19 protein-coding genes are annotated in these 25,823 nt (G+C 76.3%); 3 read left to right on the plus strand and 16 right to left on the minus strand.

Translation table 11 applies throughout. From position 1 onward, the window contains the following. Nucleotides 1–33: 33 nt before the first annotated feature. The 10 genes from A2CP1_RS14495 to trmFO form a co-directional block, all read right to left on the minus strand. Complete coding sequence (locus A2CP1_RS14495; protein WP_012633962.1) at nucleotides 34–786, minus strand: tetratricopeptide repeat protein; 753 nt, start codon at nucleotides 784–786, stop codon at nucleotides 34–36. Between the two features lie 3 nt (nucleotides 787–789). Next, complete coding sequence (gene dnaK, locus A2CP1_RS14500) at nucleotides 790–2,652, minus strand: molecular chaperone DnaK (RefSeq protein ID WP_012633963.1); 1,863 nt, start codon at nucleotides 2,650–2,652, stop codon at nucleotides 790–792. Continuing rightward, nucleotides 2,649–3,608, minus strand: a complete 960-nt coding sequence (locus tag A2CP1_RS14505) for a J domain-containing protein (protein WP_012633964.1) — start codon at nucleotides 3,606–3,608, stop codon at nucleotides 2,649–2,651. The genes dnaK and A2CP1_RS14505 overlap by 4 nt, the downstream gene beginning before the upstream one ends. 134 nt (nucleotides 3,609–3,742) lie before the next feature. Then, nucleotides 3,743–4,672, minus strand: a complete 930-nt coding sequence (gene argF, locus A2CP1_RS14510; protein WP_012526789.1) for an ornithine carbamoyltransferase — start codon at nucleotides 4,670–4,672, stop codon at nucleotides 3,743–3,745. A 9-nt stretch (nucleotides 4,673–4,681) separates the two neighbouring features. Continuing rightward, nucleotides 4,682–5,887 carry an acetylornithine transaminase gene (locus tag A2CP1_RS14515; protein ID WP_012633965.1) on the minus strand — a complete coding sequence of 402 codons (1,206 nt, stop codon included), beginning with the start codon at nucleotides 5,885–5,887 and terminating at the stop codon, nucleotides 4,682–4,684. Nucleotides 5,888–5,963: 76 nt separating this feature from the next. Then, nucleotides 5,964–7,406 (minus strand): ATP-dependent protease ATPase subunit HslU, encoded by a 1,443-nt coding sequence (gene hslU / locus A2CP1_RS14520; RefSeq protein WP_012633966.1) that lies wholly within the window; start codon nucleotides 7,404–7,406, stop codon nucleotides 5,964–5,966. Continuing rightward, a complete protein-coding gene (gene hslV, locus A2CP1_RS14525; protein WP_012526792.1) occupies nucleotides 7,406–7,951 on the minus strand; it encodes an ATP-dependent protease subunit HslV in 546 nt (181 codons plus the stop codon). Before hslV ends, hslU begins: the two co-directional genes overlap by 1 nt. Before the next feature lie 66 nt (nucleotides 7,952–8,017). Next, nucleotides 8,018–9,049, minus strand: coding sequence for a tyrosine recombinase XerC (xerC, locus tag A2CP1_RS14530; protein ID WP_012633967.1), 1,032 nt, complete (start codon nucleotides 9,047–9,049; stop codon nucleotides 8,018–8,020). 60 nt (nucleotides 9,050–9,109) lie between these two features. Then, nucleotides 9,110–10,708 (minus strand): TolB-like translocation protein, encoded by a 1,599-nt coding sequence (locus A2CP1_RS14535; RefSeq protein WP_012633968.1) that lies wholly within the window; start codon nucleotides 10,706–10,708, stop codon nucleotides 9,110–9,112. After that, nucleotides 10,654–12,015 carry a methylenetetrahydrofolate--tRNA-(uracil(54)-C(5))-methyltransferase (FADH(2)-oxidizing) TrmFO gene (gene trmFO, locus A2CP1_RS14540; protein WP_012633969.1) on the minus strand — a complete coding sequence of 454 codons (1,362 nt, stop codon included), beginning with the start codon at nucleotides 12,013–12,015 and terminating at the stop codon, nucleotides 10,654–10,656. Before trmFO ends, A2CP1_RS14535 begins: the two co-directional genes overlap by 55 nt. Before the next feature lie 206 nt (nucleotides 12,016–12,221). Here trmFO and A2CP1_RS14545 point away from each other — a divergent pair, with 206 nt between their 5' ends. Continuing rightward, nucleotides 12,222–12,605: a TraR/DksA family transcriptional regulator gene (locus A2CP1_RS14545; protein WP_232288217.1), complete on the plus strand. Its 384-nt coding sequence runs from the start codon at nucleotides 12,222–12,224 to the stop codon at nucleotides 12,603–12,605. Nucleotides 12,606–12,684: 79 nt separating this feature from the next. Here the strand turns inward: A2CP1_RS14545 and topA are convergent, their stop codons facing one another. From topA to pgeF, 5 genes are all read right to left on the minus strand, one after another. Next, nucleotides 12,685–15,180, minus strand: coding sequence for a type I DNA topoisomerase (topA, locus tag A2CP1_RS14550; protein WP_012633970.1), 2,496 nt, complete (start codon nucleotides 15,178–15,180; stop codon nucleotides 12,685–12,687). Nucleotides 15,181–15,183: 3 nt separating this feature from the next. Next, on the minus strand, nucleotides 15,184–16,059 hold the full coding sequence (gene dprA, locus A2CP1_RS14555; protein ID WP_168165124.1) for a DNA-processing protein DprA: 876 nt from the start codon (nucleotides 16,057–16,059) through the stop codon (nucleotides 15,184–15,186). A 169-nt stretch (nucleotides 16,060–16,228) separates the two neighbouring features. Further along, complete coding sequence (locus tag A2CP1_RS14560) at nucleotides 16,229–17,551, minus strand: LysM peptidoglycan-binding domain-containing protein (RefSeq protein WP_012633972.1); 1,323 nt, start codon at nucleotides 17,549–17,551, stop codon at nucleotides 16,229–16,231. After that, the gene (locus A2CP1_RS14565) at nucleotides 17,548–18,417 is read right to left on the minus strand and encodes a tetratricopeptide repeat protein (RefSeq protein WP_245529786.1); all 870 of its coding nucleotides are present in this window, start codon (nucleotides 18,415–18,417) and stop codon (nucleotides 17,548–17,550) included. The genes A2CP1_RS14560 and A2CP1_RS14565 overlap by 4 nt, the downstream gene beginning before the upstream one ends. A 34-nt stretch (nucleotides 18,418–18,451) precedes the next feature. Continuing rightward, nucleotides 18,452–19,210, minus strand: a complete 759-nt coding sequence (gene pgeF, locus A2CP1_RS14570) for a peptidoglycan editing factor PgeF (protein ID WP_012633974.1) — start codon at nucleotides 19,208–19,210, stop codon at nucleotides 18,452–18,454. Nucleotides 19,211–19,298: 88 nt separating this feature from the next. On the opposite strand from pgeF, the gene A2CP1_RS14575 reads away from it, so the two are divergent. Continuing rightward, nucleotides 19,299–20,783, plus strand: coding sequence for a diguanylate cyclase (locus tag A2CP1_RS14575; protein WP_012526802.1), 1,485 nt, complete (start codon nucleotides 19,299–19,301; stop codon nucleotides 20,781–20,783). Nucleotides 20,784–20,906: 123 nt separating this feature from the next. On the opposite strand, the gene A2CP1_RS14580 is transcribed toward A2CP1_RS14575, so the two are convergent. Beyond that, nucleotides 20,907–24,986, minus strand: a complete 4,080-nt coding sequence (locus tag A2CP1_RS14580) for a response regulator (protein ID WP_012633975.1) — start codon at nucleotides 24,984–24,986, stop codon at nucleotides 20,907–20,909. Nucleotides 24,987–25,185: 199 nt separating this feature from the next. Here A2CP1_RS14580 and A2CP1_RS14585 point away from each other — a divergent pair, with 199 nt between their 5' ends. Beyond that, entirely contained in the window at nucleotides 25,186–25,800 is a 615-nt protein-coding gene (locus A2CP1_RS14585) for a hypothetical protein (RefSeq protein WP_245529787.1), read from the plus strand. The last annotated feature ends 23 nt before the right edge of the window (nucleotides 25,801–25,823 follow it).

A 25,823-nucleotide genomic window follows, 5' to 3' on the forward strand; every position in this document is an offset into this window, starting at 1 on the left:
GGTCGAGCCGCGGGCGGGGCGCGCGAAGGACCGTCAGGTCGTGATGACCCCGTCCGCGATCAGGTTCGCCAGGATGCGCGCGGTGTCGAGGCGCGGCAGGCCGGAGAGCGCGAAGAGCGCCTCGTAGTCCACGAAGCCGTCGATCTGCGCGAGCAGGAAGCCGGCCCGGTGGTCGAGGTTCAGCCACATGATCTCCTCCGGCTTGATCGCGAGCCGGGGGACGCCGCCGAGCGGGCCGAGCTTCGACTCGTACATGGCGATGAGCGTGGCCTCGTTCTGGCGCAGGTACTCGCGCGCCTCGCGGTGATCCGGGTCGACCTGCAGGATCTTCTCGATCAGCTCCAGCGATCCGGTGAAGTCGCCGAGCGCGAACAGCTCGCGGGCGGCCTGCATCCAGACCTCCACGTCGCGTCCACCCGGGGAGCCGGCGGGCGCGGCCTTCGCCGGCACCAGCGGGCGGATGTCCGACTTCTCGGCCACCGCGTCGAGATCCAGGCCGCCCTCCGGCTCCAGCTGCAGCTCGATGATCTCCGCCGCCGACGGCAGCGCGTCCCACGGCGAGTCGCCGGGCGCCGGCGCGGGCCGGGCGGCCGGCGGAGGCAACGGGATCGGGTCCGCCGTGGCGCCGCCGGGCATGCCGCCGCCGAGCAGCGACAGGTACGAGCGCGCCTTCGGGTTGCCCGGGTCGCGCTCCAGCGCCTGCTGGAACGAGCGGAGCGCCTCGCCCACCCGCCCCGCCACGTAGGCCTTGATGCCGCGGTCGATGAGCTCGCTCACGTCCGCCACGGCTCACCTCGTGCCGGGCCGCGCGGTGGCGGCCAGGCCCTTGAACAGCTGCAGCGTGCGCTCGAGCGGCTCCTCCTCGGCGGCGAGCGCCGCGAGATCGCGCGCCTCGACCGCGGTGCGGGCCCGGGCGAGCACCCCCTCCGCCTTCAGCACCGCGTCCTTGCCGAACCGGGTCCGCTCCAGCGCGTCGTGCACCTCCGGGCCGAGCGCCTCGATCTCGCGGACCAGCGCCAGCACCCGGTCGCGCCGCGTCTCGAACTCGCGCGCGGTCTGCTTGCGCTCGAGCAGCTCGTCGATCTGCTCGTCGAGGATGTGCCGCATCTCGTCCTCGGTGAGGCCGGAGGTGGCGGTCACCGAGATCGACTGCTGCAGGCCGGTGGCCACGTCGCGGGCCGACACCCCCACGATGCCGTCGGCGCTGATCTCGAAGGTGACCTCGATCTCCACCTCGCCGCGGCGCGCCGGCCGGATGCCGTCGAGCACGAACTCGCCCAGCAGCTCGTTGTCGATGGCGCGCTCGCTCTCGCCCTGGAGGACGGCGATGCGCACCGAGGTCTGGTCGTCCTGCACGGTGGTGAACAGGTGCGTCTGGCTGGTCGGGACGGTGGTGTTCCGCGGGATGACCGTCTGGAAGTAGCCGCCCACCACCATGAGCCCGAGGTTCTGCGGGGTGACGTCGAGCAGCAGCATCTCGGCGCCCGCGTGCGGCGTGGACAGCGCCTGCGCCTGGATGGCGGCGCCGAGCGCCACCACCTCCTCCGGGTGGACGCCGCGGCACGGCTCGCGCCCGAAGAACTCGCGCACCGCCTGCTGCACCCACGGCATGCGCGTCATCCCGCCGACGAGCAGCACCTCGCCCACCTGCGACGGCCGCACGCCCGCGTCGCGCAGCGTGCGCTCGGTGACGGCGATGCACCGGTCCACCAGGTCCTTGGTGAGCTCCTCCAGCTTCTCCCGCGAGAGCTGGCGATCCAGGTGGAGCGCGCCCTTGCCCTCCCCGCCCCCGACCAGGAACGGCAGGTGGAGGGCGGTGGACGGGAGCGAGGACAGCTCGCACTTGGCCCGCTCCGCGGCGTCGCGCAGGCGCTGGAGCGCCATCTTGTCCTGGCGCAGGTCGATGCCGCCGTTCTCCTTCGCGAAGCCGAAGGTGAGCCAGTCCATCACCCGGCGATCGAAGTCCTCGCCGCCGAGGTAGGTGTCGCCGCCCACCGCCACCACGTCGTAGACGCTCTTGCCGATGTCGAGCACCGACACGTCGAACGTCCCGCCGCCCAGGTCGAAGACCACCACCTTGCGCTCGATCTGCTTGCCGAAGCCGTACGCGAGCGCGGCGCTGGTGGGCTCGTTGATGATGCGGAGCACCTCGAGCCCGGCGATCCGCCCGGCGTCCTTGGTGGCGTGGCGCTGTCCGTCGTTGAAGTAGGCAGGCACGGTGATCACCGCGCGGCTCACCGGCTGCCCGAGCCACGCCTCGGCGTCCGCCCTCAGCTCGGCCAGCACCATGGCCGAGATCTCCTGCACCGTGAGCGTCCGCCCGCCCAGCTCCACGCGGACGTCGTGGCCCTCCGGCCCGGCCACCAGCCGGTAGGGCAGCACCTGGCGCGCGTCCTCGATCTCCTTCGAGCCCCACCGGCGGCCGATGAGCCGCTTCGCCGCGAAGACGGTGTCCTCGGCGTTGGTGATGGCCTGGCGCTTCGCGAGCGCGCCCACCAGTCGCTTCCCGTTGCGGGCGAACGCCACCACCGAGGGCGTGAGGAGCTGGCCGCTCCGGCCCGGGATGACGCGCGGGACGCCGTCCTGCACGGTGGCGACCACCGAGTTGGTGGTGCCGAGGTCGATGCCGATGACGGGCTCGCTCGCGCTCATCCGAGGAAGCTCCAGCGCAGCCGCTTCAGCCGCTCGCGCGCCTGCTCCAGCTTCGGGTCCAGCTCCACGGCGCGCTCCAGCGCGCGGCGCGCCTCCTTGCGCGCACCCTGCGCCTCCAGCGCCAGGCCGAGCGCCTCGTGCGCGAACCCGGCCGTCGGCTGGGCGCGCACCGCCGCCTCGGCCAGCGCGCGCGCGGCGACCGCGTCGCCGGCCGTGAGCGCCGCCCGGGCGCCACCTGCGGCCGCCCGCGCGTGGCGGGGGTCGGCCTCGAGCGCCTCCCGGAACGCCGCGAGCGCCTTGACGGGCGCGCCCATGGCCTCGGCGGCCAGCCCGCGCTCGTAGGCGTCGCCGGCGCGCTGCACCGCCGCGCGCCGCCGCGCCTCGGCCGCGAGCGCGGCCACCTCGGCGTTCTGCGGGTCCATCCCCTGCGCGAGCACCAGATCGTTCGCGGCCTGGACCACCTGCCCGGCGCGCAGGGACTCCTTGCCCCGCCGCACCAGGTCGGCCACGCGGGCGGCGCGGGCCACGAGCGGGCTCTGGCGGGCGAGCCGCGCGCGGCGCTCCTCCGAGCGGCGCTCGTCCTCCAGCTTGCGCAGCTCCATCCGCGCGAACTCGTCGGCGGGCGCGGTCTCGCGCACGTAGGCGGCGCGCCTCGCCTCGTCGGCGAGCACGTCGCGCGCCTCGGTGAGGCGGCGGAACACCTTCTCCAGCCGGGCGCGGTAGCTCCCCAGCCGCTTCCCCGGATAGCGATCCGGGTGGAAGACCTTCACCTTCTCGAGGTAGGCGGCGCGCGCGGCCTCCACCGGCGCGTTCCAGGGCAGGCCCAGCACGTCCCAGTGCGTCCAGCGCGGCAGGCTCCCCTCGGCGAACAGGATCTCGCGCCGCCGCTCGGCGCCGAGGTCCACGTCCTCCTGGAGATCCGCCGGATCGAACGCGAAGCCGCTGTATCGATCCACGCTCAACCGTCTCCCCCCGCCCGTACGTCGGCGGCCCCGAGATTAACGACCGGGACCGCAGGGGGTCAAATCCGCTCCGTGCGCGCCCGCCCCACGGGCCCCGGACACGCGCCGGGGCCCGTCCGGGCGGCCAGTCACCGGCCGGCGAGCAGCAGCTCGAGCAGGGCCTTCTGGGCGTGCAGCCGGTTCTCGGCCTCGTCGAAGACCGCAGACTGCGGGCCCTCCAGCACCTCGTCGGTGATCTCCTCGCCGCGGTGCGCCGGCAGGCAGTGGAGCACCACCGCGTTCGGCCGCGCCCGCGCCATCAGCGGCCCGTCCACGATGAACCCCTCGAAGCGGCGGCGGCGCTCCTCCGCCTCCTGCTCCTGGCCCATGCTGGCCCAGACGTCGGTGTTCACCACGTGCGCGCCCGCCACCGCCTCGGCCGGCGAGCGGAACACCTTCGCCCGCCCGGCCGCGCGGGCGAGCAGCGCCGGGTCCGGGTCGTAGCCCGCCGGGCAGGCGAGGTGCAGCTCGAACCCGAGCAGCACGCAGGCCTCCAGCCAGCTGTTGGCCATGTTGTTGCCGTCGCCCACCCACGCCACCCGCAGGCCGGGCTTGGTGAGCGCGTCCGAGCCGAAGCGCTCGGTGACCGTGAGCAGGTCGGCCAGCACCTGGCACGGGTGCGACGCGTCGGTGAGCGCGTTCACCACCGGCACGCCGGCGTAGCGCGCCATCTCCTCGATCTTCTCGTGCCCGTACGTGCGCACCACCAGGCAGTCCAGGTAGCGCGACAGCACGCGGGCCGTGTCGCGGATCGGCTCTCCTCGCCCGAGCTGCGTGTCGCGCGGCGACAGCATGATCGACCCCGCGCCGAGCTGGTGCGCCGCCACCTCGAACGAGACGCGGGTGCGGGTGGAGGCCTTCTCGAACACCAGGCCGACGGTGCGCCGCTCCAGCGGCCGCGGGCCGCCCTTGCCGAGGAGCTTCCACTCCGCGGCGCGCTCCACCAGCTCGAGCAGCTCCGAGCGATCCAGGTCGGTGATGCGGAGGAAGTCGCGCTTCTCGCGGGGCGAGGTGGCCATGGGGTCCTCTCAGGGCTTCGCGGGCGCCGCCGCCAGGGCCGCGCCGAGCCGCTCCACGGCCAGGTCGGCCTCGGCGGCGGTCAGGGTGAGCGGCGGGGCCAGGCGCAGCACGTCGTCGCCGATGGCGTTCACGAGGAGCCCCTGCGCGCGGGCGGCCTTCATCACCTCGGCGGCCGCGACCCCCTGCACGATCACGCCGAGCAGCATGCCCCTGCCGCGGACCCGTGCCACCCGGCCGCCGGAGGCGAGCGCCTCCAGCCCCGCGCGGAGCCGCGCCGCGACCTCGCGCGAGCGCTCCAGCACGCCGCCCCGCAGCTCGGCCAGCACGGCCAGGGCCACCGCGCAGGCGAGCGGGTTGCCGCCGTAGGTGGTGCCGTGGCTGCCGGGGGTGAGGTGCTGGCCGACCTCCTCGGTGGCGAGCATCGCGCCGATGGGGAACCCGCCGCCGAGCGCCTTGGCGCTGGACATGAGGTCGGGCGTGATCCCCTCCCACTCGTGCGCCCAGAACTTGCCGGTGCGGCCCATGCCGGTCTGCACCTCGTCGAGGCACAGCAGCACGCCCTTCTTCCGCGTCAGCTCGCGCACGGCGCGCAGGTAGCCCTCCGGCGGCGGGACCACGCCGGACTCGCCCATGATCGGCTCGACCATGAACGCCGCCACGGTGTCGTCGAGCGCCGCCTCGAGCGCGGCGAGGTCGCCGTACTTCACGTGGCGGACGCCGGGGACGAGCGGCGCGAAGCCGGCCTGGTACTTCGGCTGGCCGCCCACGGTGACCGTGAAGAGCGACCGACCGTGGAACGAGTCGTGGCAGGAGACGATGACGTTCCGCTCGGGGTGGCCGCGGTCGTGGTGGAACTTGCGCGCGAGCTTCAGCACCGCCTCGTTCGCCTCGCCGCCGCTGTTGCAGAAGAACGCCCGCGACGCCCAGGGCGTGACCGCCAGCAGCGCCTCGGCGAGCTCGACCTGGCGCGGGATGTAGTAGTGGTTCGACACGTGCCAGACGGTGCGGGCCTGCTCCTCGAGCGCCTTCACCAGCGCGGGGTGGCAGTGGCCGAGCGCGTCCACCGCCACGCCGCCGAGGAAGTCCAGGTACTCGTTGCCGTCGGCGTCCCAGACGCGGACGCCCTCGCCGCGCGCGATGGCCACCGGCTGCTGCCGGTAGTTGGGCGTGAGCACCTGCTGCGCGCGCTGGGCGATCGACTCGTTGCGTGTCATTCCGCGCTTATAGCAGCCGGGCGGCGGAGAGTTCCAGATCCGCGAGCGCCCGGTCGGGCGCGCCCGGGCGTGCGCCTCACAGGATGTAGCGCGACAGGTCCTCGTCCTGCGCGATGCCCTGGAGGCGGTCGCGCACGTAGGCCGCGTCCACCACGATCCGCTGCCCGCGCAGCTCCGAGCCCTCGAACGAGAGCTGGTCGAGCAGCCGCTCCATCACGGTGTGGAGGCGGCGCGCGCCGATGTTCTCCATGCGCTCGTTCACCTCGGCGGCGATGCGCGCGATCTCGTCCACGGCCTCGTCGCGGATCTGCACGTCCACGCCCTCGGTCGCGAGCAGCGCGGTGTACTGCCGCACCAGGCTGTTGCGCGGCTCCTTGAGGATGCGCACCAGGTCCTCGCGCGTGAGCGGCTCCAGCTCCACGCGGATGGGGAAGCGCCCCTGCAGCTCCGGGATGAGGTCGGAGACCTTGGCCACGTGGAAGGCGCCGGCGGCCACGAACAGCATGTGGTCGGTCTTCACCACGCCGTACTTGGTGTTGACGTTGGAGCCCTCGACGATGGGCAGGAGATCGCGTTGCACGCCGCCCCGCGAGACGTCGGGCCCGCGCACGCCGCCGCCGTCGCCGCCCGCGATCTTGTCGATCTCGTCGATGAACACGATCCCGGCGTTCTGCGCGCGGTCGAGCGCCTCGCGCGTCACGCGCTCCATGTCCACCATCCGCGCGGCCTCCTCGTCGGTGAGCAGCTCGAGCGCCTCCTTCACGTTCACCTTGCGCTTCCGCTTCCGGCCGCCGCCGCCCAGCATCCCGAGCAGCGGGTTGTTGCCCAGGTTCTGGACCATGTCCTGGAGGCCCTGCGCCATGTCCTCCATGCCCGGCCCCATGAACGGCATCACCGGCATGGCGCGCTCCGAGAGCTCCACCTCCACCAGGTCGTCGTCGAGCGTGCCGGCGCGGAGCTGGGCGCGCGCCTTCTCGCGGGCGCCGGCGGCGGAGCCGGCCGGGTGCGAGGCGGGCGCGGCCTGCGGCTCGTCGGGCTGCGCGCCGCGGCCGCCGAACGGGTTCCGGAAGCCGAGGCCGAAGCCGGAGCCGAAGCCGAGCGCGTCGAGGACCTTCTCCTCGGCCGCCTCGCGCGCGCGCTCGCGCAGCTTCGCGATCTCCTCCTCCTTCACGAGCTTGACCGCCGCCTCGACCAGGTCGCGGATCATCGAGTCCACGTCGCGGCCCACGTAGCCGACCTCGGTGAACTTGGACGCCTCGACCTTGACGAACGGCGCGCCGGCGAGCCGTGCCAGCCGGCGCGCGATCTCGGTCTTCCCCACGCCGGTGGGGCCGATCATGACGATGTTCTTGGGCAGGATCTCGTCGCGCAGCTCGGGCCCGACGCGCTGCCGGCGCCAGCGGTTGCGCAGCGCGATCGCGACCGCGCGCTTCGCCTGCGCCTGGCCGACCACGTAGCGGTCCAGCTCCGCCACGATCTCCCGCGGGGTGAGGTCCTGCGGCTTCGGGCTCGGCGCCATCACAGCTCCTCGATGGTGAGGTTGCCATTCGTGTAGATGCAGATCTCGGCGGCGAGCTTCATGGCCTCCTCGGCCACCTGGCGGGCGTCCAGCGCCGAGTGGGCGAGCAGCGCCCGCGCCGCGGCCAGCGCGTAGGGGCCCCCGGACCCGATCGCCGCGGCCGCGCCGTTCGCCACCGGATCCGGCTCGATGACGTCACCGGCGCCGGACAGCACCAGCAGGTGCTCGCGGTCGGCCACCAGCAGCAGCGCCTCGAGCCGGCGCAGCATCCGGTCGGTGCGCCACTGCTTCGCGAGCTCCACCGCGGCCCGCGGGAGCGAGCGCGCGTGCTCCTTCAGCTTCTTCTCGAACAGCTCGAAGAGCTGGAACGCGTCGGCGGTCGCGCCGGCGAACCCCGCCACCACCTGGCCCTCGCCCAGCCGCCGCACCTTGCGGGCAGTGGCCTTCATGACGGTCTTGTCCAGGGTGACCTGGCCGTCGCCGGCGATCACCACCCTGCCCTCTCGGCGCACGCAGAGGACGGTCGTTCCGTGCATGGGGCGCATGCCCGAGAGGTAGCGCGGCCGCGCCCGGGGGGCAACGATTCACGGCGGCCCGCCCCGCGCCGAGCGTCAGCGCGGGCCGCGGCCGCCGCGGGCGCTGCGGCCGGGCGCCGCGCCGGGCACGTCGCCTCCGGGTCCGCCGGCGCCCGCGCCGCCCGCCGCCCCGGCCCGCGCGCGCGGGTGGGCCGCGTCGTAGACCGCCGCGAGCCGCTTCCAGTCGAGGTGCGTGTACCGCTGCGTGGTGGAGAGCGACGCGTGCCCGAGCAGCTCCTGGATGCCGCGCAGGTCGGCGCCGTTGCCGAGCAGGTGCGTCGCGAAGCAGTGGCGCAGCACGTGCGGGTGCACGTGGCGCGGCAGGCCGGAGGCGAGCACCCAGCCGTCCAGCCGGCGCGCCACCGAGCGGCTGGTGAGCCGGCCCCCGCGGAAGTTCAGGAACACCGCGTCCCCGGCGCGGGCGTGGTCCGGCCCCGCGGCCAGCACCGGGCGCGCGCCGTCGAGGTAGCGCCGGAGCGCGTCGGCGGCCGGTGCGCCGAACGGCACGATGCGCTCCTTGTTCCGCTTGCCGAGCACGCGCACCAGCCCGCCCGCGAGGTCGAGGTCCTCGAGGTCCAGGCCCGTCAGCTCCGAGACGCGCAGCCCGCTCCCGTAGAGCAGCTCCAGGAACGCGCGGTCGCGCAGCGCGAGCGGCGCCTCCGTGGCGGCGTCGGGCGTCTCCACCAGCGCCGCGACCTCCTCCTCGGGCAGCACCTCCGGCAGGCGCTTCGGCCGCTTCGGGCTCGCCACGGCGCGGGCCGGGTTCCCGGGCGCGAGCCCCTCGCGCACCAGGAAGCGGTACAGCGAGCGGAGCGCGGAGAGCTTGCGGCCGAGGCTCACCGCCCCGGCGGCCCCGGCCTGGCGCGCCAGGAAGCCGCGCACCAGCGCGGGCGAGGACGGCACGAGCGGCTGGCCCTGGTCGGCGAGGTAGGCCGCGTACTGGGCCAGGTCCACCTGGTACGCCTTGCGCGTGTGCGGCGAGGCCCGCTTCTCCGAGGCGAGGTACGCGTCGAAGCGCCGGATCTCCTCCGGCACCTCGGGCGGCAGCGCGGACGCGTCGGGCGTCATCGGGGATCGCGTACCACCGCGCCGGCCCGGGCGACAGTTCCTGGCGCCGCCGGCCCCGCGCTAGCGCGGCAGCTCGGCCACGTAGGCGCCCTGGCGCTTCTCGTGGAGCACGGCGTAGACGAGGCGGCGCGAGTCCGGGCCGAGGAGCTGGGCGGAGCCGGGCAGCACGTAGGTGTCGACCCGCGTCAGCTTGCCGTCCTTCCAGACCCCGACGTCGAGCGCGTCGCGGTCCATGCGCTGCCAGGTGACGAGCAGCCGCCCGGGATCGCGCGGGTCGTACTCGAAGCTCTTGGCTCCGTCCGCCACCCGCTCCGGCTTCGCGCCGGGGGCGAGCCCCTCGGCCGGCACGCGCTCGACGTCGCAGCCCTCGCCGTTCCGGACGCAGCGGGTCCGGTAGTAGAGCCACCGCGCGTCCGGCGAGAAGGAGAACCCGAACGCGCCCTGCGCCACCTGGACGGCGGCCGTACCGGGCGGCGCATCGAGCTGCGCCAGCATCAGGTCCACCGAGTAGCCGCCGCGCGTGGTGTGCTGAAGGAACGCGAGGCGCTTGCCGTCGGCGGAGAGCTCGAGGTCGGTCACGTTCGCGCCGTAGGTGCGCGACGGCAGGTCGAGCCCGCCTGCGCCGGCGGTGCCGGAGCGGACCCGGGCGTCGAACCGCTCCAGCCAGGCGAGCCGCGGCGCCCGCTGCGCCCAGCACAGCTCGCCCACCTCGCGCGCGAGCACCGCGTCGCCGGGCTTCGCCACCAGCGCCAGGTGCAGGTCGCCCTGCTTCCCGGGGGTCGCGTCCGCCAGGAACGCGAGGGCGCGGCCGTCGCGCGAGAACGCGAACGCCTGCACCTCCTTGCCGAGCACCGCCTGGCGCGGTCCGGCCAGGTGGAGCGCGTAGCCGCCCCCGTCCTGCACGGTGTACGCGTACGCGCCGCCCGGCGCGATCGCGTAGTCGCCGCTCCGCTCCGCCACGCGGCGGGCCCGCCCGTCGGCCCCGACCACCGACAGCGCCGCGCCCGCCGACGCGCCCTGGCGCACCAGCAGGGCGGGCCCCTCTCCGCCGGACCAGCCCGGCCCCGGCTCGAGCGAGCCCACCCGGTCCAGGCCCGCCACCGGCTCGGGCTCGCCGCCGCCGCGCGACACGAGCAGCCGGCCGTCGGCGACGAACAGCAGGTCCTCGGTCCCGGGCGCGAAGCCCGCGAACGACACCGCCGTCCCGAGCGTTCGCGGCGCGCCGCCCGCCCGCACCACCACCAGCGTGCCCCGCGCGGTCGGGTAGTCGTACTCGCCCAGCGCCGCGAGCGTGGCGCCCGCCGGGCTCCAGAGCAGGCCGTGCGGGAGCGTGGTGACCGCCCCGGCCACCCGGCGCGCGTCACCGCCCGCGCTCGGCACGAGCCGCACGTCGCAGCTCGCGGTGCGTGGCGGCAGGAACTGCCCGCGCGCCTCGTTGCAGCCCTCGAGCACCGCCAGCCAGGCGCCGTCCGCCGACGCCTTCACGGCGCGCACCGGACCGCGCAGCACGGCGCGCCCCGCGGCGCTCCCGGCGGCGGCGCCCGGCTCCTGCTTCGCGGGGCAGCCGGCGGCGGCGAGCGCGAGCGCCAGCGCGGCGGCGCGGGTCAGCCCGCGGCGGGAGCCGCGGGGACGGCGGTGGGCGGGGCGGAGTCGATCCACGGTGCCAGCTCCTTGCGCGCCCGCTCCACGTGGGCCTCCTTGCGGCCGGCCTTGCCGCGGTGGCGCCCGGTGAGCGGAGGGAACAGCGCGAAGACCACGTTGCTCGGCTGGTAATCGTACCCCGGCGGATGCGCCTCGCCGGTGAGATGTCGATGGAGGGCGCCGAGGGCGGTCGCCGGCGGGGGCGGCCGGAAGGCGCGCCCCGCCAGCCGGTCCAGCACCGCCCGCGCCGCCATCAGCCCGCAGGCGGCCGACTCCACGTACCCTTCCACCCCGGTGATCTGCCCGGCCAGGAACAGGTGCGGGGCGGCGCGAACCGACAGGTCCGGCGCGAGGACGCGCGGGGCGTCCACGAACGTGTTGCGGTGGATCTGGCCGAGCCGGACGAACTCGGCGTTCGCGAGGCCGGGGAGGAAGGCGCGGAAGATCCGGCGCTGCTCCGGCCAGGTGAGGCGGGTCTGGAAACCGACCAGGTTCCAGGCGGTGCCGTCCACGTCCTCGCGGCGGAGCTGCACCACGGCGTGCGGCCGGCGCCCGGTGCGCGGGTCCTCGAGCCCCACCGGCTTCAGCGGGCCATGGGCGAGGACCTCCAGCCCGCGCTCCGCCATGACCTCGATCGGCAGGCAGCCCTCGAAGTAGCGCGGCTCCTCGAACCCGTGCGCAGCGACCTTCTCGCCCTGGAGCAGCGCCTCCACGAACGCGTGGTACTGCGCCTCGTCGAGCGGCAGGTTCAGGTAGTCGTCGCCGCTCCCCTTGCCGTAGCGGGAGCGCGCGTACGCGATGCTCCGGTCGATCGACTCCGCCGCCACGATGGGCGCGATGGCGTCGTAGAAGTGCAGGCGCCCGCCGGTGGTCTCGGCGAGGCGCGCCGCGAGCGCGTCGGCGGTGAGCGGCCCGGTGGCGATCACCGCCAGCGCGGGCGGCGGCGGCAGCTCCTCCAACTCGCGGTGGACGATCCGCACGCCGGCGTGACCCGTGAGCCGCGCGGTGACCGCCTCGCTGAACCGCTCGCGGTCGACCGCGAGCGCGTCACCGGCCGGCACGCGCGTCTCGTCGGCGCAGCCGAGCACGAGGCTGCCGAGGCGGCGCAGCTCCTCGTGGAGCAGGCCGACCGCGTTGAGCGGGTTGTCGGACCGGAGCGAGTTGGAGCAGACCAGCTCGGCGAGGCCGGGCAGGACGTGCGCCGGCGAGCGGCGCTCGGGCTTCATCTCCACGAGCTCGACGGCGACGCCAGCGCGCGCGAGCTGCCACGCCGCCTCGGTCCCCGCCAGCCCTCCCCCGATCACGGTCACCCGCGTGTCGCCCATGCGCCCCTTTCCGTCTCCGTCCGCCCCGGCCGGTCGCCCGCCCTGCAGGCGCTCTCCGTCGCCTCGTCCGGGCGACCGTCCTGGCCGCGCGCCCGCAGGGTGCGCAACGTCACGAGGGAGCGCGCACGGCCCGGGACGAGGCGGCGACGGAGGGGATGGCCGGGCCGGGCGCGCTCCATCTATCGCCGCTGCGAAAGGAACGCAACGTGAGCGACAACGACCTCGGGCCCCTGCGAGCCCAGCTGCTCCGCCGGCGCGGCACGCTCCTCGAGACCTCGCGCCGGGCCAGCGCCGAGCTCGACGCGCTGCGGTCGGCCGATCGCGACCCGGAGTTCGAGGAGGGTGCGCAGGCCGAGCACGAGCAGTACACGCTCGCGCGCCTCGGCGAGAACCAGCGCCGCGAGCTGGTCCAGATCGACGCGGCCATCGCGCGCATCGACGCCGGGGAGTACGGCATCTGCCGCGACTGCGAGCAGGACATCGACCCGCGCCGCCTCGCCGCCCTCCCGTACGCGGTGCTCTGCACCGAGTGCGCGCAGCGCCGGGAGCGGGCGCAGTTCGCGCTCCAGGGCGAGCCGCCCACGATGTAGCCCGTGTCCCGGGCGCGACGAAGGCCGGCCCGGGGAGCCCCGGCGCCGGCCTTCGCCTGTCCGCGGCGGTCGCGGATCGCTACGCCTTGACCGGCTCCGCCCGGGCCGCCTCCGCGCCGCCCTCGCGCGGCTCGGCCTCGCGCCGGTAGCCGCACTCCTTGTTCGGGCACGCGACGAACGGGCCGGTCTTCTTCGAGTACTTGTCCAGCAGGTAGGCGCTGCCGCACTGCGGGCAGGTCTCGTTGCGCGGGCGGTCCCAGGCCACGAAGTCGCACTTGGGATACGACGAGCAGCCGTAGAACGTCTTGCCGCGGCGGGAGCGCTTCTCGCTGATGTAGCCGCCGCAGCCCTTCGGGCAGGTCACGCCGATCGAGACGGGCTTGGTGCCCTTGCAGTCCGGGTAGCGCGTGCAGGCGAGGAACCGGCCGAAGCGGCCGCGCTTCATCACCATGTCCGCGCCGCACTCCGGGCACTTGTCCTCGACCGGAACGTCCTCCTCCTTCTCCGGGACGATGTTCCCGTCCTCGCGCCGGAAGTTCATGGTGTTCCGGCACTCCGGGTACCCGGGGCAGGCGAGGAACTCGCCGTTGCGGCCCCACTTGATGACCATCTTGTGCTGGCCGCACTTCTCGCAGGTGATGTCGGTCTCGATGGCCTGCGCCTTCACGTTGCGCATGGCCTCGTCCGCCTTGGCGAGGTCCTCCTTGAACTTCGAGTAGAACTCCTCCAGCACCTGCTGCCAGCCGGCGGCGCCCTCCTCGATGCCGTCGAGCTTCTCCTCCATCCCGGCGGTGAACGCGATGTCCATCTCGCGCGGGAACGCCCGCACCAGCTCGTCGGTCACCAGGACGCCGAGGTGGGTCGGCTTGAACTGCTTCTCGAGCTTCTCGACGTAGCCCTTCTCCTGGATCGTGTCGAGGATGGCCGCGTACGTGGAGGGCCGGCCGATGCCGCGCTCCTCCATCTCCTTCACCAGCGACGACTCGTTGAACCGCGGCGGCGGCTGCGTGAAGTGCTGCTCGGGCAGCAGCTTCAGCAGGCGCAGCTCCATCCCGGCCTCGAGCGGCGGGAGCTGGCGGTCCTCGGCGCGGGCCACCGGCTCGGCGGCGTCGCCGTTCGTCTTCTCCTCCTCGGCCCCGGCCTCCTCCTCGGGCGGCTTCGCCCCGTAGACGGCGAGGTAGCCGGGGAACTTGAGGATCGACCCGGTGGCCCGGAACACCGCGCGGCCGGCGGCGATGTCGGCCGAGGTCTGGTCGTAGATCGCCGGCACCATCTGGCACGCCACGAACCGGTTCCAGATGAGCTCGTAGAGCCGGTACATGTCGCGCTCGCCCATCTGGTCGAAGAACGGCGCCACGCGGTCCGGCGTCCAGTCCATCGAGGTGGGGCGCACCGCCTCGTGCGCCTCCTGGGCGGCCTTCGCCTTCGTCTTGTAGACGTTGGCCTGCTCCGGCAGGTGGTCCGTCCCGTACGCCTGCTGGATGTGGGCGCGCACCGCGTCCACCGCCTCGGTGGCGAGCCGCACCGAGTCGGTGCGCATGTACGTGATGAGGCCGATGGCCCCCTCGTCGCCGAGCTCGACGCCCTCGTAGAGCTTCTGCGCGAGCGTCATGGTCTTCTTCGGGCTGAAGCCGAGGCGGTTCGCCGCCTCCTGCTGCAGCTTCGCGGTGGTGAAGGGCGGCGGCGGGTTGCGCTTGCGCTCCTTGCGGTCCACCGACGCGACCAGGTAGCGCGCGCCCTCCAGGTCCTTCACCAGCGCCTGGGTCTCCTCGCCCTGCTTCAGGTCGGCCTTCTGGCCGTCCACCTTGAAGATCTTGGCGCGGAAGTCGGGCGGGACGCGCGCGGCGAGGTCGGCGTCGAGCGACCAGTACTCCACCGGCACGAACGCCTCGATCTCGCGCTCGCGCTCCACCACCAGCCGCACCGCCACCGACTGCACCCGGCCGGCGGACAGGCCGCGGCGGACCTTCTTCCAGAGGATGGGGCTGATCTGGTAGCCGACCAGGCGATCGAGGATCCGGCGGGCCTGCTGCGAGTCGAACTTCTTGCGGTCGAGGTCGAGCGGCTTCTCGATGGCCTTCTGGATGGCCGTCTTGGTGATCTCGTTGAAGAGCACCCGGCGCACCCGGGCGTCGCCGCCCTCGGCGCCGAGCTCCTCGGAGATGTGCCAGGCGATGGCCTCGCCCTCGCGATCGGGGTCGGTCGCGAGGAAGACGTGGTCGGCGGTCCGCGCCGCGCGCTTGATCTCCGAGAGGACCTTCGCCTTCCCCTTGATGACGTCGTACTCGGGGAGGAAGCCCTTCTCGACGTCCACGCCGATCTTCGACTTGGGCAGATCCTTCACGTGACCGACCGACGCCTTCACGTCGAACGACCGCCCCAGGTACTTCTTGATGGTCTTCGCCTTCGCGGGCGACTCCACCACCACCAGGCTGGTCCCGGTGGAGGTCTTCCGCGCTGGGCGGCGGGGGGTCTTCGGGGCTTCCGCCTCGGCGACGGCCGTCGCTTCCTTCGGGGCCGCCGCGGCCTTCTTCTTCTTGACCGCGACCGCGCCCGTCTTCGGCTCTCTCGCCATCCTCTAGATCCCCTCTCGACTGCGGCGCAGAAAGTAATGGCCCGGCCGCTGCTCGCACAGACCTTCCAGCTCGAGCGTCAGGAGCCCCGCCAGCGCGGCTCCCACCGGGATGCCCGCCTCGCGGGCGAGCTCGTCGGCGTGGCGCGGCCGCCGGCCCAGCGCCCGGAGCAGCGCCGTGCCCCGGTCGTCGAGCGCCGGCAGCGGCGCCTGGACCGGCGCGGCGGCCGCGAGGCCCAGCCCCGCCAGCACGTCCGCCGCGCTCGACGCCACCCCGGCGCCCTCGCGCAGCAGCGCGAGCGGCCCCGCCGACAGCGCGTCGCGCACGTCGCCCGGCACCGCGAACACCTTCACGCCCTGCGCGCGGGCCCAGGAGGCGGTGATGAGCGAGCCGCTCCCGGGGCGCGCCCGCACCACCACCACCGCGTCGGCCAGCGCCGCGATGATCCGGTTGCGGGCCGGGAAGTGGCGCGGAAGCCCGGGGCTCCCGTCGGGCAGCTCGGACACGAGCGCGCCGCCCGTCTCGAGGATGCCCTCGAACAGCGCGCGGTGCTGGCGCGGGTACACCACGTCCACGCCGGTGCCCAGCACCGCGACCGTGTGGCCCCCGGCCTCGAGCGCGCCGCGGTGGGCCGCGGCGTCCACCCCCACGGCGCCGCCGGAGACCACGGAGACCCCTGCACGCGCCAGCCCGGCCGCCAGGTCGCGGGCCAGCAGCTCGCCGTACTCGTCCGTCGCCCGGGCGCCGACCAGCGCGACGCTGCAGGCCGCCGTCCCCAGCTCGCCGCGCACGCGGAGCTGCCCCGGCGCCTCCGCGAGGCGCGCCAGGCGCTCAGGATAGTGGCCGTCTCCGGGCCGGAGGGTGCGCGCGTCGAGGGACAAGGGATTACCGCGGTTCGAGGCGGTGAAGGCGGGCCATATACCCGCGGGGTCCCACAGCGTCAAGCGAGGCGCCAGTGACGCATGCATGGGGCGTGCACGGAAACGCCCCGGGAAGACGGGGCAATCCCCCGCCCGCCCGGCCGCCGCACGGCCTCGCCCGCCGGGCCGCCTACTGGGGAAGCCCGCGCGCGGTCCGCATCTCGAAGCGGTCGCCCACGAGCAGCTCGACGCGGCTGCGCGTCACCAGCGCGGCCGAGGCGTGCTCGCGCGCGTCGATGACCAGCAGGTCGCCCACGTCCTCCTGGGGGAGGGCCGGGTCGTTCGGGACCGCGTTGGGCTCCAGGCCGTACAGGTCGCCCGAACGGACCACCTTGAGGCTGTTGCCGGTCTGGACGCCGTCGGCGCTGCCGCGGTCCACGAACACCACCTGGTGCTCGGCGAACTGGGTCACGACCGACACCGGGGAGGCGATGATCACGCCCTGCAGGGCGCGCTGGTTGGCGCGCGGGTTCACCGGGCGGAACACCTTGTCGGTCCAGGGGGCGAGCAGCGCGCCGCGCTCGATGGCGTCGTTCGCGGTCGCGATCACCAGCGTGGCGGCCTTGTCGTCCACCGCCACCACCTTGGCCGAGCCGAGGATGCGGGTCTGGTAGCCGAACAGCTCCTTCGTGATCGGGTGCCGGATCGGCCGCTCGGTCTTGTAGACCACGTACGTCTCGCCGGGCTTCACGCCGGCCGCGCGCTTGAAGTGCGCGTAGCCGCGGTCGAGCGCGGAGAGCATGAGCTTCTCCTCGAACGCGGCCTCGATGGCGCCGGACTCGTCCAGCTCGCGCGGCGTCACGAAGCTCTCGTGCAGCGCGTAGCGCTGCTTCGCGGGGACGAAGCCGATCTTGTAGGGGCCGGAGACCGCCACCGCGTCCTGCTCCTCGGCCGAGGCCGGGGCGTTCATGTCGGCGCGGGAGAAGTCCTCCAGCTCGCGCACCGGCGCGGGCTCCTCCTCCACCTCGTCCACGCCGGCCACCGCCTCGACGCGCGCGGGCGCCTCGTCGGCGAACGGGTAGAAGCGCAGCAGGTTGCCCGGGAAGATCCAGTGCGGGTTCGTGATCTCCGGGTTGTAGGACCAGATCTTGGGCCAGTACCACGGGTTGGAGAGGAAGCGCCCGGAGATGTCCCAGAGCGTGTCGCCCTCGCGGACCGTGTACGTCTCCGGGGTGCCGGCGCCGCCGGCGGCAGGGACCGCCTCGGGCGCCGCGCCGAGCTCGATGGGCGGGGTGCCCTCGGCCTCGGCCGCGATCGGCACGGCATCGCCGGCGGGCGGCGCGTCGGCCGGCGCGGCGGTCGCGCCGGTGGCGGCGTCGATGGCCTGCTCCACGCGCGCGTTCCCCTGGTCCGAGGTGGCCTGGGCGCCGCGGGCCGCGCCGAGCGCGCCGGCCTGGGCGAGCGCGGCGGCCGGGACGAGGGCCAGCAGGGCGACGACGTGCTTGCGGATCATGGAGCGCTCCTTGTGGCCGCGGCGGCCGGCGACGCATCGCCCGCCCGCGCGGAGGGTTGGCCGAGGCGTCCGCCGGCGCGCTGCGCGGCCGGGGTCCCCGGGTAATCGCTGACGAGCCGCTGGAGCAGGGTGCGCTCCTCGTCGGCGTGGCCGAGCCGGGCGGCGCACGCGGCGAGCCGCTCCAGGGCGGCGCTCATGGCGTCGCCGGCCGGATACTCGTCGGCGGTCCGCCGCACCAGCGCGCACGCGGCCTCGCCGCGTCCGGCCGCGGCGTACGCCTCCGCCGACTCGAGCAGCGCGTTGTCGGCGGCGGGGTGCCGCGGGTAGCGCGCGGTGAAGTCCTCGAGCGCGTGCGCCCGGTCCAGGCCGCCCTTCCGGCGCGCCGCGCGCAGCTCCCCGTCGGCCTCCGCCGCGATCCCGCGACCGCCCGGCGCGGCGAGCGCGTCGAGGCGCCCGGGATCCGGCTCGGCGATGCGGACGGCGGTGGGCACCGGCGGCGCCGCGCGGGCCGAGCGCGCCGCGGCGGCGCGCGGCGGCGCGAGCTTCACCACCTGGAGATCCGGCGGCACCACCGGCGCCGCGGACACGAAGCCCGAGATCTCGGGGCCGACCGGACGCGGCTCGGGCGCAGCGCGCGGGGGCACCGGGGCCGAGACCGGGCGCGCCGGGGCCGCGCGGGCGCGGGCGGCCAGCGCGTCCACCTGGCCGGAGAGCGCCTCGACGCGCCGGGACAGCTCCTCGTTCTCGCGCCGGAGCGCGCGCAGCTCGCCGCGGAGCCCGTCCACGTCCTCGCGCGAGACGGCGCCGCCGGCGCAGCCGGCGACGAGCAGCAAGGCCGCCGAGGCCTCTCGCACGAAGGGTCTCAAGATCCGGGAAATTCTAGGTGACTCCGCCGCCCCGTCAAGGAAGGGGGGCCGACCCCGGCATCGGGCCGGGTGGGGCGATGAAGGCGATCTGCCGACCCGTGCGCCCGGCGTCGCGCCGGTGCGAGAAGAACCGCCCCGGCTCGCAGGCGGTGCAGCGGTCCAGCCGCTCGACGTGCTCGGGGCGCACCCCGGCCTCGAGCAGTACGGTCCGGTTCGCCTCCCAGAGGTCGAGGCGCGGGGCCGGCCCGTCGCGGACCACGCCCGGCCCGAGCGCGGCGGCGAAGCGCGCGGCCAGCTCCGGCGAGACCTCGTAGCAGCAGGGGCCGATGGACGGGCCGATGGCGGCGAGCAGCCGCTCCGGGCGCGCCCCGGCTTCCCGGCACAGCGCCCGCACCCCCTCCCGCGCGGCGCCGGCGAGCGTGCCGCGCCAGCCGGCGTGCACCGCGGCCACGGCCCCGCCGTCCGGGTCCGCCAGCAGCACCGGCACGCAGTCGGCCACCGAGACGCAGGCGGCCACGCCGGCGCGGAGCGACACCACCGCGTCCGCCTCGTCCTCCGGCGCGCACGGAGCGTCGAGCCGCACCACCCGCGCGCCGTGGACCTGCCGGACGCGGGCGAAGCCGAGCCCGGTGGCCGCCTCGAGCCGCCGCCAGTTCTCGGCCACGCGCGCCGGATCGTCGCCCACCGCGCCGCCCAGGTTCAGCGCGTCCCAGGGCGGTGGGGAGCCGCCGCCGGCGCGGGTGGTGAAGCCGTGCGGCCAGGCCGCCAGGAGCGCCGAGCGCACGAGGTCCATCCCGCTCTCATACCAGAGGGCGCCGGGCCGGGGGTGAGGGGGTCCTTGATCGCCTCCCGCGCGGGCACTACGCTTGCCGGTCCTGCCCATGCTCCGCTCGATCCGACGCTCCCTCGGCCGCAAGCTGCTCGTCGCGGTGGGGCTCCCCTCGCTGGCGTTCACGCTGGCCCTCGTGCTCTGGCTGCGGCACCGGACCCGCTTCGCCGCGCCCGACCTCGAGCCGGTCTACGGCATCGCGGTGATCGCGATCCTGCTGTTCGGCGCGCTGATGGGGGTGACGTTCGCGCTGGCCATGCGCTGGGTGATCGAGCAGCCGCTCCAGCGGCTGGCCGCCGGCCTGCGCCACGTGCGCGAGGGCGACTATCTCTACCGCCTGCCGGTGGAGGGGCCGGACGAGCTGGGGATGGTGGCGGAGACGTTCAACACCACCCTGGCGGCGCTCACCGATCTGCACGCCCGGCGCATCGAGGACGAGCGCGAGCGCGTCCTCACGGCGCAGCTGGAGGCGCGCGTGAAGGAGCTGACGCTCCTGTTCGACCTGGCGCGCCGGCTCGGCGGCACGCTCGAGCTGGACCGGCTGGTGGCGACGCTGACCGAGCTGGTGGGCCGGGGGCTCGGCGACCACGCGTTCGCGCTGCTCCTCGCCGAGGAGGGCACCGGCGACCTGGTGGTCCGGAGCGTGTCCGGGCTGCCCGAGTCCGCGAACGGCGTCCGCATCCGGGCGGGCGAGGGCCCGGCCGGCTGGGCGGTGCGCGAGCGCGCGACCGTCCTCGTGAAGGACACCGGCGCCGACCCGCGCCGGCCGGTGCTGGCCTGGCAGGGCGAGGCGCAGGGCTCGATCCTGGCCGTCCCCATGATCCACCGCGAGGACTGCGCCGGCGTGCTCGCGTTCTTCCGGCCCGCCACCGACGCGTTCCCGCCCGACGAGGTCCGGCTGCTCGAGTCGGTCGCGGGCCAGGCCGCGCTCGCCATCGAGAACGCCCGGCTGCACCAGAAGATGGTCCGGCTCTCGCAAAGCGACGCGCTCACCGGCGTCCACAACCGGCGCAGCCTGTTCGCGCGACTCGACATGGAGCGGGAGCGCTGCGAGCGGTTCGACCACACCATGGCGCTGGCCCTGGTGGACGTGGACCGCTTCAAGCAGTTCAACGAGGCGTTCGGGCACGCGGCCGGCGATGGCATCCTTCGCCGCGTCGCGGAGCTGCTCGCGGGGGCGGTGCGCAAGGTGGACCTGGTGGCCCGCTACGGCGGCGAGGAGTTCGCGGTGATCTTCCCGCGCGCCGACCGCGCGGCGGCGCTGCTCGCGGCCGAGAAGCTGCGGCAGGCGGTGGAGGCCGCGGCCCTCCCGCACGACGCCTCGGAGCGCGGCCGCGTGACCATCTCGGTGGGCGTGGCGGTGTGGCCCGACGACGCCCGGGACCTGGGCGCGCTCATCGACGCCGCCGACGCCGCGCTGTACGCGGCGAAGCGCGCCGGGCGCGACGCCGTCCGCGCCCACGAGGCGGGGATGCGCGTCCACCCCGGCCGGCGCCGCGACGTGCGGACGACCGCCGACGCCGAGGCGGACGCCTAGAGCGGCGCTGCGCCCCGCCCCGCCCTGCTCGCCGGTCCCCTGCGCCGCCGCGGGCGGCTGCGCCGCGCGCGCGCCGGCGCCCGGCGGCTCGCTCCGCTCGCCCTGCGCGCCGGGCTGCGTCCGCTACTTGACCGGATCCTTCACCGCGGCGGCCGGCCCGGCCTCCGCGGTCGCGACGCCGGGGGCCGCCGGGGAGGCCACGTTCCGGCCGCCGCGCAGCCGCGCGACCTCGAGCTCCAGCGCCTTCTCCCGCCGCGCCCGCTCCTGCAGCGCCGCCTGCAGGCGCGACAGCTCCTGGGCGCGCGCCTGGTCGCGCCGCTGCAGCTCCTCGCGGAAGCGCGCCTGCGCCTCCTCGACCGCGCGCGCGGCGCGCCCCTCCGCCTCGCGCCGCTCGGCGCCGAGCTGATCCAGCCTCCGGGCCGCCTCCGCCGCCCGCGCCTCCGCCGCGGCCGCCCGCGCCGCCAGGTCCTTCTCGGCCCGCGCCCGCGCCTGGCCCGCGGCGGCGAGCGCCGCCTCCAGCTCCAGCACCCGCGCGCGCCCGGCCTGGGCGCCGGCGGCCTCGCGCGCCGCCTGCTCGGCCCGGACCTTCAGCTCGGCCGCCCGGGCCTCGGTGCGCGTGAGCCGGCCGAGCAGCTCGGCCTCGACGCGCTGCCGCTCGCGCAGCGCCGCGGCCAGCGACTGGTCCAGCTCGCCCGCGCGCCGCTCCGCGCGCTCGGCCCGCTCCGCCGCGGCGGCGCGCTCGGCGGCGCCCTGCTCTGCCCGCCGCTCCGCCTCCTCCAGCGCCCGCTCCGCCGCGTCGCGCCCGGCCGCGGCCGAGGTCGCGCGCTCGTCGGCCTCCGCGATCCGCCGCCGGTCCTCCTCGGCCCGCGCCGTGGCCTCCTCGGCCGCGGCGCGCTCCCGCCGCTCGGCGGCGCGGAGCCCCTCGGCCCGCGCGGTCAGCTCGGCCTGCAGGTCCTCCTCGCGGCGGGCGCGCTCGCGCGACAGCTCCTCGAAGCGCGCGTGCAGCGCCTCGGCGGCCTCGGTCTTGCGCGCCAGCTCGGAGAGCAGCTCGTCCTCGCGGCGCGCGTGCTCGGCCTCCAGCGCCGCCGCCCGCGCCCGGGACCGCTCCTCGCCCTCGGCGCGCTCGGCCGCCGCGCGCGTCAGCTCCGCCTCCAGGCGCACCCGCTCGACGTCGGCCGCCTGCCGCGCCGCCTCCGCCCGCCGCAGGTCCTCCCGCAGGCCCCCGCGCTCGGCGCCCGCGGCCTCCAGCTCCGCGGCGAGCGCGTCGCGCTGCGTCCTCGCCTCGTCGCGCTCCCGCGACGCGTCCGCGAGCAGCGCGGCCAGCTCCTCGGCGCGTGCCGCGGCGCGCCCGGCCTCGCCGGCCAGCTCGGCCTCGCGCGCCGCCGCGGCCTGCCGCGCCGCCGAGAGCTCGCCCTGCAGCCGGTCCGCCTCGCTCGACGCGGCCGCGAGCAGGCCGCCCTGCGCCTCCAGCCCGGCGCCCAGCTCGGCGACCTTCCGCTCCATCTCGCGGGAGAGCGCCTCGCGCACCTCGCGCGCCTCGGCCAGCTCGCGCTGCAGCGCCGCCGCGCGATCGGCGCGCGCCGCGGCCTCGGCCTCGGCGGCCTCCGCGCGCGCCTCCGCCCTCCGGCTCGCCTCCGCGCGCGCAGCCAGCTCCGTGCCCAGCTCGCCCTCGCGCCGCTGCGCCTGCCGGCGCGCCTCGTCGCGCGCGGCCTCCGCCTGCGCCGCGGCGGCCCGGAGCGCGTCGGCCTCGCGGGCCGACTCCGCCCGCCCGGCCTCGAACGCCGCCCGCGCCTCGGCCAGCTCGGCCTCGAGCGCCTCGCCGCGGGCGCGCGCCTCCGCCTCGCGGGCCGTGAGCGCCGCCTCGCGGGCCGCGGCGGCCGACGCCTCACCGGCGGCGCTCGCCGTGGCGCGGGCGATCTCCTCCCGCGCCGCGACCACCGTGTCCTCGGCGCTGCGCGCCCGGGCCTCGGTCTCCGCCAGCGCCGCCGCGAGCTCCGCGCGCCGCTCCTCCAGCGCGCGCGCCTCGGCGCGGGCGGCGTCGCGCGCCGCGGCCGCCTCGCGCGCCCGCCCGGCCTCGGCCGCGAGCGCCTCCTCGCGCGCCGACAGCGCCGCCCGGAGCGCGTCCCGCTCGCGGCCCGCGCCCTCCGCCAGTCCGCGCTGGCGCTCCGCCTCGGACCGCAGCGCGTCGCGCTCCTCGGTGAGCGCCGCCTCCCGGGCCGCCGCCTCCTCGCGCGTCGCCGCCAGCGCGCGGCCGACGGCCGCCGCCTCCTCCCTGGCCCGGTCGCGCTCGCGCGCCGCGGCGGCGCCGGCAGCCTCGGCGGCCTCCAGGCGCTCCGCCGCCTCCCGCGCAGCCTCGGCGGCGGCGGCCCGGGCCGCGGCGCGCTCCGCCTCGAGGTCGGCCCGCAGCGCCTCGGCCTCGGCGCGCGCCTCCTCCTCGCGCTCGGCCAGCTCGCGCGCCAGCCCCTCGATCTCGCCCTCCAGCGACCCGATCTGCTGCAGGTGGTCCTGGATCTCCCGGCCGAGGTCCTCCTCGCGGCCGCGGGCGGTGTCCCGGAAGCGCTTGTACTCCTCGTCGAGCAGGCGCAGCCGCTGCTCGCGCTCGCGGATCGCGTCCTCGCGCTCGTCGATGCGCGCCTGCAGCGCCGCCTCGCTGTCGCGCGCGGCCTCCTGGGCGCGGTCGCGCTCCGCCTCGACCTCGGCGGTGGCGGCCTCCGCCGCCTGCAGCCGCGCCTCCAGCGCCGCCCGGTCGCGCTCCGAGTCGGTGCGGAGCCGATCGCGCTCGGCGCCGAGCGCCGCCTCGCGCGCCGCAGCCTCGGCGTGCCGACGCTCGTGGTCGCCCTCGCTCGCGGCGGCCTCCTGCTGCACCCGCGCCAGCTCCTCCTCCAGCGCGCGGCGCGCCGCGGTCTGCTCCTCCAGCCGCGCCGCGGCCTCGCGCGCCGCGTCCTCCGCCGCGCGCCGCGCCTGCGCGAGCGCCTCGTCGGCGGCCGCGACCTCCTCGGTCCGGCGGGAGATCTCGTCCTGCAGCTCGCGCTCGCGCGCCTCGGCCCGGGCCGCCTCCGCGCGCGCCGCCCGGTCCATCCGGACGATCTCCTCCTGCGCGCGGTCCAGCGCGACCTTGCGGTGCGCCAGGTCGTCGTCCCGGCGCCGCACCTCGCGCTCCAGCTCGTGGATGCGCCGCTCGCTGCCGGCGACGACCTCGATGAGCTCCTTCTCCTGCCCGAACTTCTCCAGCAGCAACCCGTCGATGGAGGCGCCGAACTCGCGCTCCTTCTCCACGAACAGGTCGCGCGCCTCGGCGAGCCGCCGCAGCAGGTCCTCGACCTGCAGCTTCGCGGCCTGCACCTCCACATCGCGCTCGTGCATGCGGGCGTCGAACGAGGCCAGCTCGCGCTCGCGCACCGCCCAGATCTCGCCCAGCCGGGCCAGCTGCGCCTCGCGCCAGCGCAGGTCCTCGCGCAGCAGCTCGGCCCTGCCCTCCGGCGTCTGCAGCAGCTCGCGCCGCGGCGGGGGCCGGCGCCGGTGCGCGTCGGCCAGCAGGTCCTCCCGGCGCTCCGAGATCGACTGGAAGACGCGGTCCACGAACAGCCGGTCCTCGTCCGTCACCGTGGAGCGCAGCGGCTTCCGCGGCACCGGCGGCGGGGCCTCCGCGGTCGGCGGGGGCGGCGGCGCGGCGGCGGCGTCGGGGGCCGCGTCGGCGCCGCCCTCGGGCGCGGGACCGGCGGCGCGCGCCTCCGGATCGAGGGCCGCCTCCAGCTCGGCGTCGAGCGCCTGCACCTCGTCGTCCGGCAGCACCGCGTCGTCGGCGCTCTCCGGCTCGGGCTCGGCGGCCGCCAGGATCCCGCCGGCGAGCTTGCGGAGCGCCTCGGTGTCGAGCGGCATCGCCAGGTAGCCGTTCGCGGCCCACGGCGTGCGCGCGTGCTCGGCCAGCGCCTCGGGCGCCGTCTCCGACGCGTACAGGATCACCGGCAGGCGCGCGGTGGCGCGGTCGTGCCGGAGCTGCGCGCAGAGCGAGAAGCCCGACAGGTCGGGGAGCTCGGCGCGCACCACGCACAGGTCGGGCCGGTGCGACGCGACCTCCAGCTCCGCCTCGGCGGCGCTGGCCGCGAGGCGGGTGATGCACCCGTCCTCGTGGAAGAGCGACGCCAGGGACAGCGCGAACGCGTGGTCGGGCTCGACGATGAGGACGCGCTTCGTGGGTTCCATGGTGGACCGCGGGAGGGCTCCCGCTCCGGGCGGCCGAGTGTAACCTGCCCCCGCGTCAATCTAGGCATCGGTCTTCCCGCGGAATCCGCGCACATCGGAGCCACGCCGGCCGGGTCGGCCGCGGCGGGGAGCGGGATTGCCGCCGCCCTGGGGTGGACCGAACGTGTCGGCGCCGGCGCTGCTGCGCCCGCTCCCGCCGATGCCCCTCCTCCCGCTGCTCCTCGCCGCCGCCGCCGCCGCGGGCCCCGCCGCGCCCGCCCCGGACGCGCCCCCGGAGAACCTCCTGCGCGGGCCGGCCCGCTGCGTGCTCCGATATCTCGATGCGGTGCGCCTGGCCGGGCCCCGCGCCCCGGCCGTCCGCGGGCGCGCCGGCGCGCCGCCCCCGGGCAGCTACGCCCGGGCGCGCGCGCTCACCGCCCCGCGCGCCCTCGACGACGCCGACCGCGCCACCGCGGCGGGAGGGTCTCACCCGCTCGCACCGTGGGCCGACGCCGCGCGCGGCACGGTGCTCGAGTCCTTCCAGCTCCTGGCGGTGCGGCGGGCCCCGCGCGGCACGGCGGTGGTGACGGTCCGGGAGCGCTGGTGGCGCGGCGCGAGCGCCCGCTCGCTCGCGAGCTCGGTGAGCGAGTACCTGGTCGCCCGCGTGGCGGGCGAGTGGCGGATCGCCGCCCGCAGCGCGGGGGGCACCCTCGACGACGAGGTCATCGACGTCCGCTACGGCGGCTGGTTCGATCCCCCGCCGTCCCCGGGCAGCTTCGACCCCCGCCCCGCACGCGCCACCTCGGTCCAGGGCCGGGCCGGGCCGCAGCGCTGATGGCGCCTCGTTCGCGTGGAGTC

Origin of the sequence: Anaeromyxobacter dehalogenans 2CP-1, assembly GCF_000022145.1 — a bacterium.
Lineage (GTDB): Bacteria > Myxococcota > Myxococcia > Myxococcales > Anaeromyxobacteraceae > Anaeromyxobacter > Anaeromyxobacter dehalogenans.